This is a genomic window from Mycobacterium colombiense (assembly GCF_001665835.1).
Lineage (GTDB): Bacteria > Actinomycetota > Actinomycetes > Mycobacteriales > Mycobacteriaceae > Mycobacterium > Mycobacterium colombiense_A.
This window is the reverse complement of record NZ_LZSX01000079.1, coordinates 94,698-112,190: the sequence shown is the minus strand read 5'-3', so window position 1 is coordinate 112,190 and position 17,493 is coordinate 94,698. Positions and strand designations below refer to the sequence as shown.

Here is a 17,493-nt window from a genome sequence, read left to right as displayed (position 1 = left end):
GATGGCCCCGAATCCGCACGGCCTCGCGGTGCGAGTGATCCCATGCCTGGACGTCGACGGCGGCCGGGTGGTCAAGGGCGTCAACTTCGAAAACCTCCGGGACGCGGGCGATCCGGTGGAACTCGCCGCCGCCTATGACGCCGAAGGCGCCGACGAGCTGACCTTTCTCGACGTGACCGCGTCGTCGTCCGGGCGGGCCACCATGCTCGACGTGGTGCGCCGCACGGCCGAGCAGGTTTTCATCCCGCTGACCGTCGGCGGCGGGGTGCGCACCGTGGCCGACGTCGACGTCTTGCTGCGTGCCGGTGCCGACAAGGTGTCCATCAACACCGCCGCGATCGCCCGGCCCGAGCTGCTGGCCGAGATGGCGCGGCAGTTCGGCTCCCAGTGCATCGTGCTGTCCGTCGATGCCCGCACGGTGCCGCCGGGCGCGGTGCCGACGCCGTCGGGCTGGGAGGTCACCACGCATGGCGGGCGCCAGGGCACCGGGCTGGACGCGGTCGAGTGGGCTTCGCGCGGAGCCGATCTGGGGGTGGGGGAGATCCTGCTGAACTCGATGGACGCCGACGGCACCAAGGCCGGATTCGACTTGGAGATGCTGCAGGCGGTGCGGTCGGCGGTCACTGTGCCGGTCATCGCCAGCGGCGGCGCCGGGGCGGCCGAACACTTCGCGCCCGCGATCGCGGCCGGCGCCGATGCGGTGTTGGCGGCCAGCGTGTTTCACTTCCGGGAGCTGACCATCGGTCAGGTAAAGGCCGCCATGGCCAAGGCGGGAATCGCGGTAAGGATGGCGCGATGACGCTCGACCCGCAGATCGCCGCGCGGCTCAAGCGCAACGCCGACGGCCTGTTCACCGCCGTCGTGCAGGAGCGCGGCAGCGGTGACGTCCTGATGGTCGCCTGGATGGACGACGCGGCGCTGGCCCGGACCCTGGAAACCCGTGAGGCGACGTATTATTCACGCTCCCGCGACGAGCAGTGGATCAAGGGGGCGACGTCCGGCCACACCCAATACGTCCACTCGGTGCGCCTGGACTGCGACGGCGACACCGTGCTGCTGACGGTCGACCAGGTCGGCGGCGCCTGCCACACCGGCGATCACAGCTGCTTCGACGCCGACGTGCTGCTGGCACCGGAGCGCTGACCGCCTAACCCGCCATTGCATTGATTCCGTTGACGCCGTCGGGGCGGCAACCGGGTATCGCCGACCGGGGTCGGGTCCGGCGGCGGTGTGCTCCAGCAAACGTGTCTGCGGTCACTTTCCACAGGCGCGGGCGCACGACTTAGACAAGAATGGCGGGCGATGTCGAAATGGTTGTCCTGGAACGTCGTTGTGCCGGTGCTTGCCGTCGTCGTGCTGGCAGTGATCTGGGGCGAGAGGTTGGGGCCCGTGCTGGTCGGGCTGGCGGCGCTGTTTCTCATCGGTGCGGTGGTTGCCGCGGTGCATCACGCGGAGGTGGTCGCACACCGGGTCGGCGAGCCCTTCGGGTCGCTGATACTGGCGGCCGCGGTCACCATCATCGAGGTGGCACTCATCGTCACCCTGATGATGTCCGGCGGCAACGAGGCCGCGACGCTGGCCAGGGACACCGCGTTCGCCGCGCTGATGATCACCACCAACGGGATCGCCGGTTTGTCGCTGCTGCTCGGCTCCCGGAGCTACGGCGTAACGCTGTTCAACGCCGAAGGCGCCGGCGCCGCCCTGGCCACGGTCACCACGGTGGCCACGTTGAGCCTGGTGTTGCCCGCCTTCACCACCGGGCACCCGGGCAGGGAGTTCACCCCCAGCCAGCTCGCCTTCGCCGCGATCGCCACGCTCTTGGTGTACCTGCTGTTCGTGTTCACCCAGACCGTGCGGCACCGCGATTTTTTTCTGCCGATCGCGCAGAGGGGCCAACAGCGCGTGTTCGAGGACGAGAGTCACGCGGATCCACCCAACAGGCGGCAGGCGCTGAGCAGCCTGGTGCTGCTGCTCTGCGCCCTGGTAGCGGTGGTCGGCCTGGCAGAGGAGGAATCACCGGCCGTCGAACACGCGGTGGTGGTGGCGGGCTTGCCGCAGTCGTTCGTGGGTGTGATCATCGCGGCGCTGGTGCTGCTGCCCGAGACGCTCGCGGCGGCGCGGTCGGCGCGAAAGGGCCGCATCCAGATCAGCCTGAACCTGGCGTACGGCTCGGCGATGGCCAGCATCGGGCTCACCATTCCGACGATCGCGCTGGCGTCGATATGGCTCAAAGGGCCGCTGGTGCTCGGCCTCGGCGCCGTCCAGCTGGTGTTGCTTGCCCTGACGGTCGTGATCAGCATGCTGACCGTGGTGCCCGGGCGGGCGACCCGCCTGCAGGGCGAGGTGCATCTGGTGCTGCTGGCCGCCTACGTGTTCCTGGCGATCAACCCCTGACGGCTACGCGCGGGCCCGCAGCGTCGCCAGCGCCTTGTCGGCGTGGCTGTCCATGTTGAACTCGCTGGAGATCACCCCGAGCACCGTGCGGTCTGTGTCGATCACGAACGTCGTGCGCTTGACCGGCATCAGCTTGCCGAGCAGGCCGCGCTTGACGCCGAACTGCGTGGCGACGGTGCCGTCGGTGTCCGACAGCAACGGGTAGTCGAACTGCTGCAGGTCGGCGAACTCGGCCTGCTTCTGCACCGCATCGGCGCTGATGCCCACCCGGTTGGCCCCCACCGCGGCGAATTCGGAGGCCAGGTCGCGGAAGTGGCACGCTTCCTTGGTGCAGCCGGGCGTCATCGCGGCCGGGTAGAAGAACAGCACCACGGGCCCACCGGAGAGCAGTTCGCTCAGCTTGCGCGGCGTCCCGGTCTGATCGGGCAACTCGAAGTCCGCGACGGTGTCACCAGGTTTCATGGCGGACACGCTACGCCCGCTGGCTTCGTCGGGCTGGCCCGAAGCGCAGCAACTCGTCTGGGAGGATGGTTCGGTGCACGCCCACCTCGCCGCGACGACCTCACGAGAGGATTTCCGCCAGCTGGCAGCCGAGCACCGCGTGGTTCCGGTGACCCGCAAGGTGCTGGCGGACAGCGAGACGCCGCTGTCGGCCTACCGCAAACTCGCCGCCAACCGCCCGGGCACCTTCCTGCTGGAGTCGGCCGAGCACGGCCGTTCCTGGTCGCGGTGGTCGTTCATCGGCGCCGGGGCGCCGTCGGCGCTGACCGTGCGCGACGGTGAGGCCGTCTGGCTGGGCGTGGTGCCACAGGACGCGCCGACCGGGGGCGACCCGCTGCAGGCCCTCCGCGCCACCTGCGAGCTACTGGCCACCGGCCCGCTCGACGGGCTGCCGCCGCTGTCGGGCGGCATGGTCGGGTTCTTCGCCTACGACATGGTGCGGCGCCTGGAACGGCTGCCCGAGCTGGCCGTGGACGACCTGAAGCTGCCCGACATGTTGCTGCTGCTGGCCACCGACGTGGCGGCGGTCGACCACCACGAGGGCACCATCACGCTGATCGCCAACGCCGTGAACTGGAACGGGACCGACGAGCGGGTGGACGAGGCCTACGACGACGCGATCGCCCGCCTGGACGTGATGACGGCGGCGCTGGGCCAGCCGTTGCCGTCCACCGTCGGCACGTTCGAGCGGCCCGTGCCGCACTACCGCGCGCAGCGCAGCGTCGAGGAGTACGGGAAGATCGTCGACTATCTGGTCGACCAGATCGCCGCGGGTGAGGCCTTCCAGGTGGTGCCCTCGCAACGGTTCGAAATGGACACCCACGTCGATCCGATCGACGTCTACCGGATGTTGCGGGTCACCAACCCGAGCCCCTACATGTATCTGCTGCAGGTGCCGAATGGTGCTGGCGGAACTGACTTTTCGATCGTCGGCTCCAGTCCGGAGGCGCTGGTCACCGTCGCCGACGGCACCGCGACCACCCATCCGATCGCCGGCACCCGGTGGCGCGGGGACACCGAAGAAGAGGACCAGCTGCTGGAAAAGGAGCTGTTGGCCGACGAGAAGGAACGCGCCGAGCACCTGATGCTGGTCGACCTGGGCCGCAACGATCTGGGTCGGGTCTGCGCGCCGGGCACGGTGCGCGTCGAGGACTACAGCCACATCGAACGCTATAGCCACGTCATGCACCTGGTGTCGACGGTGACCGGCACGCTCGACGAGGGTCGCACCGCGCTGGACGCGGTGACGGCCTGCTTCCCGGCCGGCACGCTGTCGGGCGCGCCAAAGGTCCGGGCCATGGAGCTCATCGAAGAGGTGGAGAAGACGCGCCGCGGCCTGTACGGCGGCGTGGTCGGCTACCTGGACTTCGCCGGCAATGCCGACTTCGCGATCGCCATCCGTACCGCCCTGATGCGCGACGGCACCGCGTACGTGCAATCCGGTGGTGGGGTGGTGGCGGACTCCAACGGCCCCTACGAGTACACCGAGGCGACCAACAAGGCCCGCGCGGTGCTGAGCGCGATCGCGGCCGCCGAGACACTGACCGAACCCGGCCCCAGCGGCGATGACTGAGGCCGGCGCGGACACCGGCCGGCCGAACAGCCGGTGGCTGATCCGGATTGCCCAGGCAGTGCTGGTGATTGCCGCCGGGACGCTGTGGGTGGCCTCGCGCCTGCCGTGGGTCGTTATCCGGTCGTTCGACGGGCTGGGGCCGCCCAAACAGGTGACCTTGGCCGGCGCGGCGTGGTCGACGGCGCTGCTGCCGTTGGCGTTGCTCCTGCTGGCCGCGGCCGTCGCCGCCCTCGCCGTGCGGGGATGGCTGCTGCGCGCGCTGGCGGGCCTATTGGCGGTGGTCAGCCTGGCGGTGGGCTACCTGGGGATCAGCCTGTGGGCGCTGCCTGACGTGGCGGTACGCGGCGCCGAGCTGGCGCACGTCTCGGTGATGTCGCTGGTGGGAAGCGAGCGTCGGTACTGGGGCGCGGGCGTCACGGTGGCCGCCGCGGCGTGCACGCTGATCGCCGCCGTCCTGCTCATGCGCTCCGCGTCCGACTCGGGGTCGGCCCGCTCGAGCGCAAGAAAGTACGCGGCACCGGCGACGCGCCGGTCGATTGTGCGACGCGAAGAGGCCGACGGGGCGATGCTGGAGGAGCCGGAGACGCCGGGAATGTCGGAGCGGATGATCTGGGACGCGCTTGACGAGGGACGCGACCCAACCGATCGGCCGAACGAGTCTGACACCGAGGGTCGGTGACGGGCCGCAAGCCGCGGGCCGCTACCCTTCTTTCACGTCGTCGCAATCGGCTCGGGACAACAAAGTGGCCGTGGGATGACAGCGGACGACAGGGCGAAGGGAAACGACAGGCATGAGTCCGGCAACCGTGCTTGACTCCATCCTCGAGGGAGTCCGGGCCGACGTTGCCGCGCGCGAAGCGCTCATCAGCCTGTCCGAGATCAAAGCCGCCGCAGCGGCCGCGCCGCCGCCACGCGACGTGATGGCCGCCCTGCGTGAGCCCGGAATCGGTGTCATCGCCGAAGTCAAGCGCGCCAGCCCGTCGGCGGGTTCGCTGGCGACCATTGCCGATCCGGCGAAACTGGCCCGGGCCTACGAAGACGGTGGCGCCCGCATCATCAGCGTGTTGACCGAGGAGCGCCGCTTCCACGGCTCGCTCGACGACCTCGACGCGGTGCGCGCGGCCGTCTCGATACCGATCCTGCGCAAAGACTTTGTCGTGCAGCCCTATCAGATTCACGAGGCGCGCGCGCACGGCGCCGATATGTTGCTGCTCATCGTCGCGGCGCTGGAGCAGTCGGCGTTGGTGTCGATGCTGGACCGCACCGAATCGCTGGGCATGACGGCGCTCGTCGAGGTGCACACCGAGGAGGAAGCCGACCGGGCGCTCAAGGCGGGGGCCAGCGTAATCGGCGTCAACGCTCGCGATCTGGCGACACTGGAGGTGGACCGGGATTGCTTCGCGCGCATCGCTCCCGGGCTGCCCAGCAACGTGATCAGGATCGCCGAATCCGGTGTGCGCGGTACGGGAGACCTGCTGGCATACGCCGGTGCGGGTGCCGACGCCGTCCTGGTCGGCGAAGGCCTGGTCAAAAGTGGTGACCCGCGCGCCGCGGTTGCCGACCTGGTTACCGCGGGCACCCATCCGTCCTGTCCGAAACCGGCTCGCTAGTCACCACGTCACTGAAGAGCCCCAGCGCTGAAACGTTGAACCCATGAGCCATCCCCGCGTAGAGACTTGGTGATGGTGGACCTGTCCCGCCCGGACCTTCCGCTCGCGAGCGCAGCCATCGCCGAACCCACCCGCCACGAACCCGATGCGGGTGGCCATTTCGGTGTGTACGGCGGCCGCTACGTCGCCGAGGCCTTGATGGCCGTGATCGAAGAGGTCACCGCCGCCTACGAGAAGGAACGTGTCAACCAGGATTTCCTGGACACGCTGGATTACCTGCAGGCGAACTACGCGGGCCGGCCGTCGCCGCTGTACGAGGCCCTCCGCCTGTCCGACCAAGCCGGCGCGCGCATCTTCCTCAAGCGAGAAGACCTGAACCACACCGGTTCTCACAAGATCAACAACGTGCTCGGTCAGGCATTGTTGGCCCAGCGGATGGGCAAGAAGCGGGTGATCGCCGAGACCGGGGCCGGTCAGCACGGCGTGGCGACCGCCACCGCGTGTGCCTTGCTCGGCCTGGAGTGCGTGATCTACATGGGCGCGGTGGACACCGAGCGTCAGGCGCTCAACGTGGCGCGGATGCGCCTGCTGGGAGCGACGGTCGTCTCGGTGGAAAGCGGTTCGAGGACGCTCAAGGACGCCATCAACGAGGCGTTCCGGGATTGGGTTACCAACGCCGACAACACCTTCTATTGCTTCGGCACCGCGGCCGGCCCGCATCCCTTTCCCGCCATGGTGCGCGACTTTCAGCGGATCATCGGTCTCGAGGCGCGCGCCCAGATCCAGGCCCAGGCGGGCCGGTTGCCCGACGCCGTGGTGGCCTGCATCGGCGGCGGCTCCAACGCCATCGGGATCTTCCACCCGTTCATCGACGATCCGAATGTGCGGCTGGTCGGATTCGAGGCGGCCGGCGACGGTGTCGAAACCGGCAGGCACGCCGCGACCTTCAGCGGCGGCTCACCCGGTGCGTTTCAGGGATCATTCTCGTATCTGCTACAGGACGACGACGGGCAGACGATCGAATCCCATTCCATCTCAGCGGGTCTCGACTATCCGGGAGTTGGTCCAGAACACGCGTATCTGCGCGAGACGGGTCGCGCCGAGTACCGTCCGATCACCGACTCCGAGGCGATGGATGCATTCCGCGTCCTGTGCCGCACGGAGGGGATCATCCCGGCCATCGAATCCGCGCACGCCGTGGCGGGTGCGCTGAAATTGGGCCCCGAGTTGGGGCAGGGCGCGATCATCGTGGTGAACCTGTCCGGCCGCGGCGACAAGGACGTCGAGACCGCCGCGAAGTGGTTCGGGCTGTTGGGATCCAGCGATCGATGACGGTCAAACACAGCGAAGCGGGCAAGCTCGAGTCGATCTTCGATCACTGCCGCACAGACAATCGCGCGGCGCTGATCGGCTATCTGCCCACCGGTTATCCCGACGTGCCGACCTCGGTGAAGGGGATGACGGCACTGGTCGAATCGGGCTGCGACATCATCGAAGTCGGGGTTCCCTATTCGGACCCCGGCATGGACGGTCCGACCATCGCCAAGGCCACCGAGCTCGCGCTGCACGGGGGAGTGCGCGTTCGCGACACCCTTGCCGCGGTCGAGGCGATCAGCGCGGCCGGTGGCCGCGCCGTGGTGATGACCTACTGGAACCCGGTGTTGCGCTACGGGGTTGACGCGTTCGCCCGGGATCTGGCATCCGCCGGCGGGTTCGGCCTGATCACGCCGGATCTCATCCCCGACGAGGCCGGGCAGTGGTTGGCGGTCTCCGATGAGCACCGGTTGGACCGGATCTTTCTGGTGGCGCCGTCCTCGACGCCGCAGCGGTTGGCGATGACGGTCGACGCGTCGCGTGGATTCGTCTACGCGGCCTCGACGATGGGCGTGACCGGGGCGCGCGACGTCGTGTCCAACGCCGCGCCCGAGTTGGTGAGCAGGGTCAAGGAGATATCCGACATACCCGTTGGTGTCGGTCTGGGGGTGCGGTCGCGGGAGCAGGCCGCCCAGATCGGCAGCTACGCCGACGGTGTGATTGTCGGGTCCGCGCTGGTGTCGGCACTGGGGGACGGGGGGTTGACTGCATTGCGTGCACTGACTGAGGAACTCGCCGCCGGTGTTCGTCAGAGGGCGGTCGCCTCGTGACTAAACTGCTGGCCTATTTCCCGAGCCCGCCGCAGGGGGTGTGGCACCTCGGCCCGCTGCCCATCCGGGCCTATGCACTGTTCATCATCGCCGGCATCGTGGCCGCACTGCTGATCGGTGACCGGCGCTGGGAAGCCCGCGGCGGCGAGCGCGGCGTGATCTACGACATCGCGCTGTGGACGGTTCCGTTCGGATTGATCGGCGGCCGGCTCTATCACCTGGCCACCGACTGGCGCACTTATTGGGGCCCCGGCGGCGCCGGACTCGGGGCGGCCGTACGCATCTGGGACGGCGGTCTGGGCATTTGGGGCGCGGTTGCGCTCGGCGGTGTCGGCGCCTGGATCGGTTGCCGCCGGCACGGGATTCCGCTGCCGGCCTTCGCCGACGCGCTGGCCCCGGGAGTCATTCTGGCGCAGGCCATCGGTCGGCTCGGTAATTACTTCAACCAGGAGCTCTACGGCCGCGAAACCACGCTGCCGTGGGGCCTGGAGGTCTTCTACCGGCGCGATCCCTCGGGATACATCGACCCGCATTCGCTGGACGGCGTCTCGACGGGCCAGATCGCCTTCGTGGTGCAGCCGACGTTTCTCTACGAATTGATCTGGAATTTCCTGATTTTCGTCGCATTGATCTATGCCGACCGGCGCTTTAATTTGGGCCACGGCCGGCTGTTCGCCCTGTACGTGGCGGGCTATTGCGTGGGGCGGTTCTGTGTCGAGCTGCTGCGCGACGACACCGCCACCCACATCGCCGGCATCCGGATCAACTCGTTCACCTCGACTTTCGTGTTCATCGGCGCCGTGGTGTATCTGATGGCGGCGCCCAAGGGCCGCGAAGATCCCGAGAGCCTGCGCGGCAACCAATACCTCGACGAGGAAGCGGCCGAAGCCGAACCGGAGGGCGAGCCTGCGACGGTGGCCGCAGCGACGGCCGCGGCGGGCGCTGGGTCCGTCGCCGCGGCCGAGGCGGCCACTGGCTCGGCGGAGACGACGGAAGCTGACGAAACCACCGCCGCCGATGCGGAAGCCGAAGAACCGGTGGCGGACTCCGCGGCAGTGAAGCCCGGCGAGGCTGAGCCCGAAGAGGCCGAACCCGAAGAGACCGAGCCCGAAGAGGTCGAGGCCGAAGAGGTCGAACCCGAAGAGCCCGAGACCGAGGAGCCCGCTGCCGAAGTCGAAGAGCCTGAAGCCGAGGCGGTAACGGAAGAGCCGGAAGCCGAAGAGCCAGAAGCGGAATTCGAAGAGCCAGAAGCGCAAGTCGAAGAGCCGGAGTCGGAAGCCGAAGTGCCGGAAGCCGCAACGGAAGACGAACCGGCCGCCGAAACACCCGACGCCGAAACACCCGAAGCCGAGTCGACGGCGGCCATCGAGCCCGAACCCGAGAAGCCCGAACCCGAGAAACCCGAACCCGAGAAACCCGAAGCCACAACGAGCCCAGCCCAGCCGGAAACCCGTCGGCGATGGGGCTCGCGACTGCGGAACCGGCTGTCGGGCCGCTAACCACCGGCGTGTCCCGATTTCACCCGGCGGAGCGCAACGGATCTGGCATGCTGAAAAGCGTGACCAACGCAAGGTCAGCGGCTAGATGATGCAACCTCACCCACCCGTGCAACCCCACCCGCACGGCCTGCGTCGTCATCGCCTCTCCATCGCGGCCGGGACCGGCGCGGTGCTGGGTGGCGCGCTCGGCTACGTCGCGCTGGCCGACCCGCACAGCCCGAGTGCGATCTACCCGACGTGCCCGTTCAAATGGCTCACCGGCTGGAATTGCCCGTTTTGCGGCGGACTGCGGATGACGCATGACGTGTTGCACGGCGACCTGATGGCCGCCGTCCACGACAACGTCTTCCTGCTGGTAGGACTCCCGCTACTGGCCGCATGGCTGCTGGTGCGCCGCGCCCGCGGCAAGGGATTGCCGCCGAGGGCCGCGTTGCTGACCGTCGTTGTCGCGACGATCGCGTGGACGGTCCTGCGTAACCTGCCCGCCTTCCCGTTGTTTCCCACCGTTCTTGGTGGGTAAAAGCACACTGCGCGGCGGCAGCTATCTGCGGGCCGTAAGGGTTACACACGACTATGCTGGGTCGGCGTGAGTAGACGCGGGAAGATCGTCTGCACCCTTGGCCCTGCGACGAATTCGGATGAGTCGATCCTGGCCCTGGTTGAGGCCGGAATGGACGTTGCCCGGTTGAACTTCAGCCACGGCGACTACTCGGACCACAAGGCCGCGTACGAGCGCGTCCGGTCCGCATCCGACGCCACCGGCCGCGCCGTCGGCGTGCTCGCCGACTTGCAGGGCCCCAAGCTCAGGCTGGGGCGTTTCGCCACCGGGCCCACCTACTGGGCCGACGGTGAAACGGTGCGGATCACCGTCGCGGACTGCGAGGGCGACCACGACCGGGTGTCGACCACCTACAAGAAGCTGGCCGAGGACGCCGCGGTCGGTGACCGAATTTTGGTCGACGATGGCAAGGTCGGCTTGGTGATCGAGGGCATCGAGGGTGACGACGTCATCTGCAGCGTCCTCGAGGGCGGGCCGATCAGCAACAACAAGGGCATCTCGCTGCCCGGTATGAACGTGTCCGCACCGGCCTTGTCGGAGAAGGACATCGACGACCTCACGTTCGCCCTGGAACTAGGTGTCGACCTGGTCGCGCTCTCTTTCGTGCGTTCGCCATCCGACGTCGAGTTGGTGCACGAGGTGATGGACCGCGTTGGCCGGCGGGTGCCGGTGATCGCGAAGCTGGAGAAGCCGGAGGCCGTCGACAATCTCGAAGCCATCGTGCTGGCCTTCGACGCGATCATGGTGGCCCGCGGCGACCTGGGTGTCGAGCTGCCCCTGGAAGAGGTTCCACTGGTGCAGAAGCGGGCCATCCAGATGGCCCGGGAGAACGCGAAACCCGTGATCGTGGCGACCCAGATGCTCGATTCGATGATCGAGAGCTCACGGCCGACCCGGGCCGAGGCCTCCGACGTCGCCAACGCCGTCCTGGACGGCGCTGACGCGGTGATGCTGTCCGGGGAAACGTCGGTCGGGAAGTATCCGATGGCGGCCGTCCGGACGATGGCACGGATCATTTGCGCGGTCGAGGACAATTCCACGGCCGCGCCGCCGCTGACGCACGTGCCGCGCACCAAGCGCGGCGTGATCTCGTATGCGGCCCGCGACATCGGTGAGCGGCTCGACGCCAAGGCGCTGGTCGCTTTCACCCAGTCCGGCGACACCGTCAAGCGCCTCGCGCGCCTGCACACCCCGCTGCCGCTGCTCGCCTTCACCGCGTGGCCCGAGGTGCGCAGTCAGCTGGCCATGACCTGGGGCACCGAAACGTTCATCGTCCCGATGATGACCTCTACGGACGGCATGATCCGCCAGGTCGACAAGTCGCTGCTGGAGCTCGGTCGCTACAAGCGTGGCGACCTGGTGGTCATCGTCGCCGGCGCGCCACCTGGCACTGTAGGGTCAACCAACCTCATCCATGTGCACCGGATCGGGGAGGACGACGTCTAACTAGAGGAGAGCGTGTGCCGGCCGGCTGTGAGTCTCAAGAGCCGAATGCGGTTGACGAAGCCGCGACACAGACCCATCCGGATTTCGCGGAGCTGCTGGCGACCCTCGACCTCCACCGTGTCGACGACGACCTGTTCATCGGCTCGCATCCCAGCAAGAACCCCATGCGGACCTTCGGCGGTCAGCTCATGTCGCAGTCGTTCGTCGCGAGCAGCCGCAGCCTGGTTCGCGACGACCTGCCGCCGGGCGCGCTGTCGGTGCACTTCATCAATGGGGGAGACACCGCCAAGGACATCGAATTCCGCGTGACGCGGCTGCGCGACGAGCGCCGCTTCGCCAATCGGCGCGTCGATGCGATGCAAGACGGCACGCTGCTGTCTACGGCCCTGGTGTCCTACATGGCCGGCGGCCGCGGCCTGGAACACGGCATCGCGCCCCCGGAGGTGGCCGAGCCGCACACGCAACCCACCATCGGTGAACTTCTGCGCGGCTACGAAGAAACCGTTCCGCACTTCGTCAACGCCCTGCAGCCCATCGAATGGCGCTACACCAACGACCCGGCCTGGGTGATGCGCACGAAGGGCGATCGGCTCCCGCACAATCGGGTCTGGGTCAAGGCTTTGGGAGAGGTTCCCGACGACCCCGTATTGCACACGGCAACAATGGTGTATTCGTCGGATACCACGGTATTGGACTCGGTTATCACTACGCACGGCCTTTCCTGGGGATTCGACCGCATATTCGCCGCCTCGACCAATCATTCCATTTGGTTTCACCGGCAGGTCAACTTCAACGACTGGGTGTTGTACTCCACATCGTCGCCGGTGGCGGCTGATTCGCGGGGCTTGGGTACCGGGCACTTCTTCGACCGATCCGGGCAGCCGCTCGCCACGGTGGTGCAAGAAGGGGTGCTGAAATACTTCCCATCTTCCGGCCGGTAATAGCTACGAAATCTCCGCGCGAATTCGGGCCCTAAACGGCCTGATCGGGCGTAGCTTTGACGTAGTCGGGTATTCGGTGCAGAGGCGGTAATCAACCCGCCCAGCTGGTGTCAGCGCATCGGGAGGTGATTGTGAACGGGCCAGCGGTGGACGTCACGGTGGCAAGGCCCCGCGCGCGCGAACGCGTTGTCGTGTCGGTCGATTCGCTCGCGGCCCGGTTGATTGGCGCGTTGGCGCTGTTCGGCGCGGCATGCTGGCTCATCGGGATCCTCGCTCGGCACCACAGCCACCCGAGCTGGAACTACGCCGACAGGTTGGCCTGGTCGCTGACCGTGCTGGTGGCGGTGGCCTGGATGGCTCGCGGCATCTTCCTGGGCCGGCCCGTGACGACCATGCACGCCACCGCCGCCGCCTTCTTCGTGCTGGCTGGACTGGGCCTGCATGTGCTGTCTTTCGATTTGCTCGGTGACCTGGTGATCGCCAGCTCGGGCATGGTGTTGATGTGGCCGACGACCTCGTATCCGCGGCCCGGTGAGCTGCCGCGCGTGTGGAAGCTGATCAACGCGACCGGCGGCGACGCGCTAGCGCCGTTCACCATGCAGACCGGCAAGAGCTATCACTTCACCGCCGACGGCACGGCGGCGCTGGCCTACCGGACGCGGATGGGAATCGCCGTGGTCAGTGGTGACCCGATCGGCGACGAGGCCCACTTCCCGGAACTGGTCGCCGATTTCGCCGCCACGTGCCATGCCCACGGATGGCGCATCGCCGTGGTGGGGTGCGGCGAGCGGCGGCTGGGCCTGTGGACTGATTCGACGGTATTGGGACAATCGTTGCGGCCCATACCGATTGGCCGCGATGTGGTGGTCGACGTGTCCAGCTTCGACATGGTGGGCCGCAAATTCCGCAACCTGCGTCAGGCGGTGAAGCGCACCCACAATTGCGGTGTGACAACCGAAATCGTGTCGGAGCAGGGGCTCGACGACAAGCTGCTGGGCGAGCTCACCGAGGTGGTGCGCGAGTCATCTAAGGGGGCCCACGCCGATCGCGGATTTCACATGAACCTCGACGGCGTGCTGGAGGGCCGTTTCCCGGGAATCCAGCTCATCATCGCCCGGGACAAAGCGGGCACGGTGCAGGCATTCCACCGGTACGCCACCGCCGGCGAGGGCAGCGACATCACCCTCGATGTGCCGTGGCGCCGGCGCAGCGCCCCCAACGGCCTCGACGAGCGGCTCAGCGTCGACATGATCATGGCTGGCAAAGAGACTGGGGCACAGCGCGTATCGCTTGCCTTCGCCGCGTTCCCGGAAATCTTCGACGCCAAGAATCGTGGCTGGACGCAGCGAGTCTTCTACCGGTTGATCCACGTTCTCGACCCGTTGATCGCCCTCGAGTCGCTGTACCGGTACGTGCGCAAGTGGCACGCGCTGGACGCCCGGCGCTACGCGCTGATCTCCATGACGCAGATCGTCCCGCTACTGTTCGTGCTGCTGTCGCTGGAATTCATGCCGCGCCGGCGACACCTCTGGGCGCACACGCGTCACCTCGTCATCGACGCGTAGTTGCCGACAGCCCAGCCCCGCGGGCAGGTGGTGAGTCGCCACCACCACCGTCCGCCGCGCGGACATCAACCGCGAATCCGGGGCCAACAGGTCGCGGAGAACCTGTTCGGCGTCGCTGACATCGAGGTGTTCGGTGGGCTCGTCGAGCAGCACGATCCGCGTGGGCGAGATCACCGCCCGGGCCAGCAATAGCCTTCGGCGCTGGCCGGCCGAAAGGGCTTGCGCCCCACCGGTGAGCACCGTGGACAAGCCGCCGGGCAGGCCGGCGAACCAGGCGCCCAGGCCGACCGCGTCCAGTGCTGCCGTCAATTCGTCGTCGGGGCAGTCTCCGCGGGCGACCAACAGGTTGTCGCGCAGGGTGGTGGCAAAGATATGGGCGTCCTCGGCGAAAAACCCGATCGCGCTGCGCAAGTCGGCCTCGCCGAACCCGTTCACGGCGGTACCGTCCAGCGTCACCCGCCCGTCCAGGGGCGCCAGCAGGCCGGCGAGCGTCATCAACAGCGTCGTCTTGCCGGAACCGCTGGCGCCGGTGACGGCAAGCCGCGCACCCGGGGGCAGATCCACCGTTATCCGGGTCGAGCGAGCCGCGTTGTCGTGACCGGAACGCACGTCGGCCGACAACCGTCCGGTGCCGTCCGGTGTGGGCGCGCTCGCCGTCGGGTTCTCGGGCCCGGGCGGGCTCAGTTCGAGCAGGCGGCGCGCGGCGATCCGCGACCGCGTCAATTGGACGGCGGCGGCCGGTAACGGCGTCATCGCCTCGAAGGCGGACAGCGGCAGCAGCATCAGCACGGCCAGCGTGGTGGGCGCGACCGCGTGCGCCAACCCGATCCCGCACACCACCGCGCCCAGCACGCTCGCCCCGATCGCCGCGGTCGGCATCGCCTCGGCGATGGCCGCCGGTTTGGCGGCGGCGTCCAGGGCATCGCCCCAAGCGCGTTGCCGCCGTTGCGATTCGGCGATGACATCGGGCAGCAGGCCGGCGACCCGAAGCTCGGGGGCATGTTCGAGGGCCACCATCGCGGACATGTCGCGTTCGGAATGACGCTGTCGCGCAACGTCTTCCTGCGTCGCGGCGGCCAGGCCGGCGAGCCGGGGCGCGACCAAGCCGGCGATCAGCAGGCAAACGGCCAGCACCGCGGCCGCGGCCGGCGAGGTGGCCGCGACGACGGCGGTTGCCGCCAGCGCCAGCACCATCGCGACGCCGATCGGCACCAGGGCGCGCACCAGGACGTTGGCCAGCTCGTCGACGTCGGTGCCCACCCGCGCCACCAGTTCACCGCTGTGCAGCCGGACGGCGGCCGCCGCCGGTCCGCGGGCCAGCCGCTGGTAGATCTGTACCCGTGCGGTGCCGGCCGCGCGCAGGGCCGTGTCGTGGGTGGCCAGTCGCTCGCAGTAGTGCAGCACGCCGCGCGAGATCGCGAACATCCGAACCGCGACCGCCGCCACCGACAGGTCCAGCACGGGCGGCATCTGCCAGGCCCGGGTGATCAGCCATGCCGAGACACCGGCCAGGGCCAGCGCACTAGCCAGCGAGAGCACCCCTAGCGCAATCGCCGCCAGGACGCGGGGCAGCCGCGGGCGCAGCAGTGTCAAAGCGTCCACGAGCGGATCACGCCGGGGCATATCGCGCCCCCCGCTCGGCGACGACTTCGATGACCCGGTCACCGATGGCCAGCACCGGCGCACGGTGGCCGACGACGATCACGGTCGCACCGGCCCGGGCCCGCTCGACGATGGCCCGCAAGACGCGGTCCTCGGTGGCGGCGTCCAGGTGTGCGGTCGGCTCGTCGAGCAACAGCACGGCGGCCGTCGAGCCGAGCGCACGGGCCAGACCCAGCCGTTGGCGCTGCCCCAACGACAGCCCGACACCGCTGCGCCCGAGCACGGTGTCGCCCCGATTTGGCAGCTCGGCCAGCACCGCGTCGAATCCGGAATCGGCACAGGCCTTTTCGGTGTCGTCAAGACCTCCGAGCAGCTTCAGGTTGTCGTCGACGGTGCCCGGCACGAGCACCGGTCGTTGGGGCAGCCAGGACAGCTGCGCCCACCAGCCGGCGGGCTCCAGATCGGCGACGTCAACACCGTCCACGATGACCCGGCCCGACGACGGCACGCTGATGCCGGCGATCGCCTGCAGGGTGGTGCTCTTGCCGGCGCCGTTGCGCCCGGTCAGCACGGTCACCGTGCCGGGTTCGATGACCGCGCTCAGATCGTGTGGCGCCTGGCCGTCGCGGCCGTCCACGGTCAGATGGTCGAGGCGAATCCGCGCGCCGCGCGCGGTGACCTTCTGAGTCCCGGCCGCCGACGCGGTCGGCTCGCCGATGAGGGCGAACGCGGCACCGGCGGCGGCCCTGCCGTCTTGCGCGGCATGGAACTCCACGCCGATGCGGCGCAGCGGCCAGTACACGTCCGGCGCCAGCAACAGGACGGTCAAACCCGTGGTCAGGGTCATCTCGCCGAACACCAGTCGAAGGCCTATTCCGACGGCGATCAGCGCCACCCCGAGCGTGGCCAGCAGCTCCAGCACCAGGGCCGACAGGAAGGCGATCCGCAGCGTCGCCATGGCCGAGCGGCGGTGCGCCGCAGCCAGTTCGGCGATGCGATGTTCGGGGCCCGAGCTGCGGCCCAGCGCCCGCAGGGTGGGGATGCCCGCGATCAGGTCCAGCAACCGGGCCTGCAGCGTCGTCATCGCGGCCAGCGCCGCGGCCGACCGGTCGGCGGTGGCCAGCCCGATCAGCACCATGAAGATCGGTATCAGGGGCAGCGTGATCGCCACGACTACCGCCGATTTCAGGTCGTAGGCCGCAACCACGGCGACGGTCGCCGGGGTCAGGATCGCGGCGAGCATCAACGTCGGCAGGTAGCCGGTGAAGTAGGGGCGCAAGCCATCCAGCCCGCGGGTGACGACGACGGCGGCGGTGTCGCGTTGCATCGCCAGTTCGCCGGGTTGCCTGGCGGTCACCGCGGCAAGCACCTGGCCGGACAGATCGGCGATGACCGCGCTGGCTCCCCGTTGCCCCAGTCGGGCCTGAAGCCAATGCGTTAACGCACGAACCACCCAGAGCGCCAACAGGATTGACAGCGGACCCAGCCAGACGTGCAGGCTCCGGGCGGCGGGCTCGCCGAGGACGCGGGCGACGATGCGCGCCAAGACGATCGCCGATCCGATCGCGCAGCCGGAGATCAGCACGCCGCAGGTCACCACGGCGACCAGGTAGCGGCGCACCGCCGCCGAGGCTCGCCACAGTCTCGGGTCTAGCGGCG

General features: G+C 68.6%; 14 protein-coding genes and 2 pseudogenes. 13 read left to right on the top strand and 3 right to left on the bottom strand.

Annotation, left to right across the window (positions count from 1 at the left end; all coding sequences use genetic code 11):
- Position 1: 1 nt before the first annotated feature.
- The 3 genes from hisF (at position 2) to A5760_RS18860 (ending at position 2,394) form a co-directional block, all read left to right on the top strand.
- On the top strand, positions 2-799 hold the full coding sequence (gene hisF / locus A5760_RS18870; protein ID WP_064883509.1) for an imidazole glycerol phosphate synthase subunit HisF: 798 nt from the start codon (positions 2-4) through the stop codon (positions 797-799).
- A complete protein-coding gene (hisI, locus tag A5760_RS18865) occupies positions 796-1,143 on the top strand; it encodes a phosphoribosyl-AMP cyclohydrolase (protein ID WP_064883506.1) in 348 nt (115 codons plus the stop codon). The genes hisF and hisI overlap by 4 nt, the downstream gene beginning before the upstream one ends.
- Before the next feature lie 159 nt (positions 1,144-1,302).
- The gene (locus A5760_RS18860; protein WP_064883504.1) at positions 1,303-2,394 is read left to right on the top strand and encodes a calcium:proton antiporter; all 1,092 of its coding nucleotides are present in this window, start codon (positions 1,303-1,305) and stop codon (positions 2,392-2,394) included.
- A 3-nt stretch (positions 2,395-2,397) separates the two neighbouring features.
- Here the strand turns inward: A5760_RS18860 and A5760_RS18855 are convergent, their stop codons facing one another.
- Complete coding sequence (locus A5760_RS18855; protein ID WP_064883503.1) at positions 2,398-2,856, bottom strand: peroxiredoxin; 459 nt, start codon at positions 2,854-2,856, stop codon at positions 2,398-2,400.
- Between the two features lie 73 nt (positions 2,857-2,929).
- Here A5760_RS18855 and A5760_RS18850 point away from each other — a divergent pair, with 73 nt between their 5' ends.
- From A5760_RS18850 to A5760_RS18805, 10 genes and pseudogenes are all read left to right on the top strand, one after another.
- Complete coding sequence (locus A5760_RS18850) at positions 2,930-4,468, top strand: anthranilate synthase component I (protein WP_064883612.1); 1,539 nt, start codon at positions 2,930-2,932, stop codon at positions 4,466-4,468.
- Positions 4,461-5,147 carry a TIGR02234 family membrane protein gene (locus tag A5760_RS18845; RefSeq protein WP_064883501.1) on the top strand — a complete coding sequence of 229 codons (687 nt, stop codon included), beginning with the start codon at positions 4,461-4,463 and terminating at the stop codon, positions 5,145-5,147. The genes A5760_RS18850 and A5760_RS18845 overlap by 8 nt, the downstream gene beginning before the upstream one ends.
- Positions 5,148-5,259: 112 nt before the next feature.
- Positions 5,260-6,078 (top strand): indole-3-glycerol phosphate synthase TrpC, encoded by an 819-nt coding sequence (gene trpC, locus A5760_RS18840; RefSeq protein ID WP_064883499.1) that lies wholly within the window; start codon positions 5,260-5,262, stop codon positions 6,076-6,078.
- A 69-nt stretch (positions 6,079-6,147) separates the two neighbouring features.
- On the top strand, positions 6,148-7,410 hold the full coding sequence (trpB, locus tag A5760_RS18835; protein WP_196772134.1) for a tryptophan synthase subunit beta: 1,263 nt from the start codon (positions 6,148-6,150) through the stop codon (positions 7,408-7,410).
- Positions 7,407-8,222 (top strand): tryptophan synthase subunit alpha, encoded by an 816-nt coding sequence (gene trpA / locus A5760_RS18830; protein WP_064883495.1) that lies wholly within the window; start codon positions 7,407-7,409, stop codon positions 8,220-8,222. The genes trpB and trpA overlap by 4 nt, the downstream gene beginning before the upstream one ends.
- Complete coding sequence (locus A5760_RS18825; protein ID WP_064883493.1) at positions 8,219-9,721, top strand: prolipoprotein diacylglyceryl transferase; 1,503 nt, start codon at positions 8,219-8,221, stop codon at positions 9,719-9,721. Before trpA ends, A5760_RS18825 begins: the two co-directional genes overlap by 4 nt.
- Before the next feature lie 85 nt (positions 9,722-9,806).
- Complete coding sequence (locus A5760_RS18820; RefSeq protein WP_064883491.1) at positions 9,807-10,241, top strand: DUF2752 domain-containing protein; 435 nt, start codon at positions 9,807-9,809, stop codon at positions 10,239-10,241.
- Between the two features lie 66 nt (positions 10,242-10,307).
- Positions 10,308-11,726, top strand: coding sequence for a pyruvate kinase (pyk, locus tag A5760_RS18815; RefSeq protein WP_064883489.1), 1,419 nt, complete (start codon positions 10,308-10,310; stop codon positions 11,724-11,726).
- A gap of 92 nt (positions 11,727-11,818) precedes the next feature.
- On the top strand, positions 11,819-12,667 hold the full coding sequence (locus A5760_RS18810; protein ID WP_155764377.1) for an acyl-CoA thioesterase II: 849 nt from the start codon (positions 11,819-11,821) through the stop codon (positions 12,665-12,667).
- A 131-nt stretch (positions 12,668-12,798) separates the two neighbouring features.
- Positions 12,799-14,196, top strand: a pseudogene (locus A5760_RS18805) (bifunctional lysylphosphatidylglycerol flippase/synthetase MprF); the annotation flags it as partial.
- Here A5760_RS18805 and cydC read toward each other — a convergent pair.
- Positions 14,112-15,855 (bottom strand): annotated as a pseudogene (gene cydC, locus A5760_RS18800) (thiol reductant ABC exporter subunit CydC). The pseudogenes A5760_RS18805 and cydC overlap by 85 nt on opposite strands.
- A complete protein-coding gene (gene cydD / locus A5760_RS18795; protein ID WP_064883486.1) occupies positions 15,842-17,455 on the bottom strand; it encodes a thiol reductant ABC exporter subunit CydD in 1,614 nt (537 codons plus the stop codon). Before cydD ends, cydC begins: the two are co-directional and overlap by 14 nt.
- Positions 17,456-17,493: the final 38 nt, after the last annotated feature.

Bases quoted from the DNA above. Each gene is read 5' to 3' on its own strand.
- hisF (WP_064883509.1), top strand. From the start codon at position 2: ATGGCCCCGAATCCGCACGGCCTCGCGGTGCGAGTGATCCCATGCCTG.
- hisI (WP_064883506.1), top strand. From the start codon at position 796: ATGACGCTCGACCCGCAGATCGCCGCGCGGCTCAAGCGCAACGCCGAC.
- A5760_RS18860 (WP_064883504.1), top strand. From the start codon at position 1,303: ATGTCGAAATGGTTGTCCTGGAACGTCGTTGTGCCGGTGCTTGCCGTC.
- A5760_RS18855 (WP_064883503.1), bottom strand. From the start codon at position 2,856: ATGAAACCTGGTGACACCGTCGCGGACTTCGAGTTGCCCGATCAGACC.
- A5760_RS18845 (WP_064883501.1), top strand. From the start codon at position 4,461: ATGACTGAGGCCGGCGCGGACACCGGCCGGCCGAACAGCCGGTGGCTG.
- trpC (WP_064883499.1), top strand. From the start codon at position 5,260: ATGAGTCCGGCAACCGTGCTTGACTCCATCCTCGAGGGAGTCCGGGCC.
- trpA (WP_064883495.1), top strand. From the start codon at position 7,407: ATGACGGTCAAACACAGCGAAGCGGGCAAGCTCGAGTCGATCTTCGAT.
- A5760_RS18820 (WP_064883491.1), top strand. From the start codon at position 9,807: ATGATGCAACCTCACCCACCCGTGCAACCCCACCCGCACGGCCTGCGT.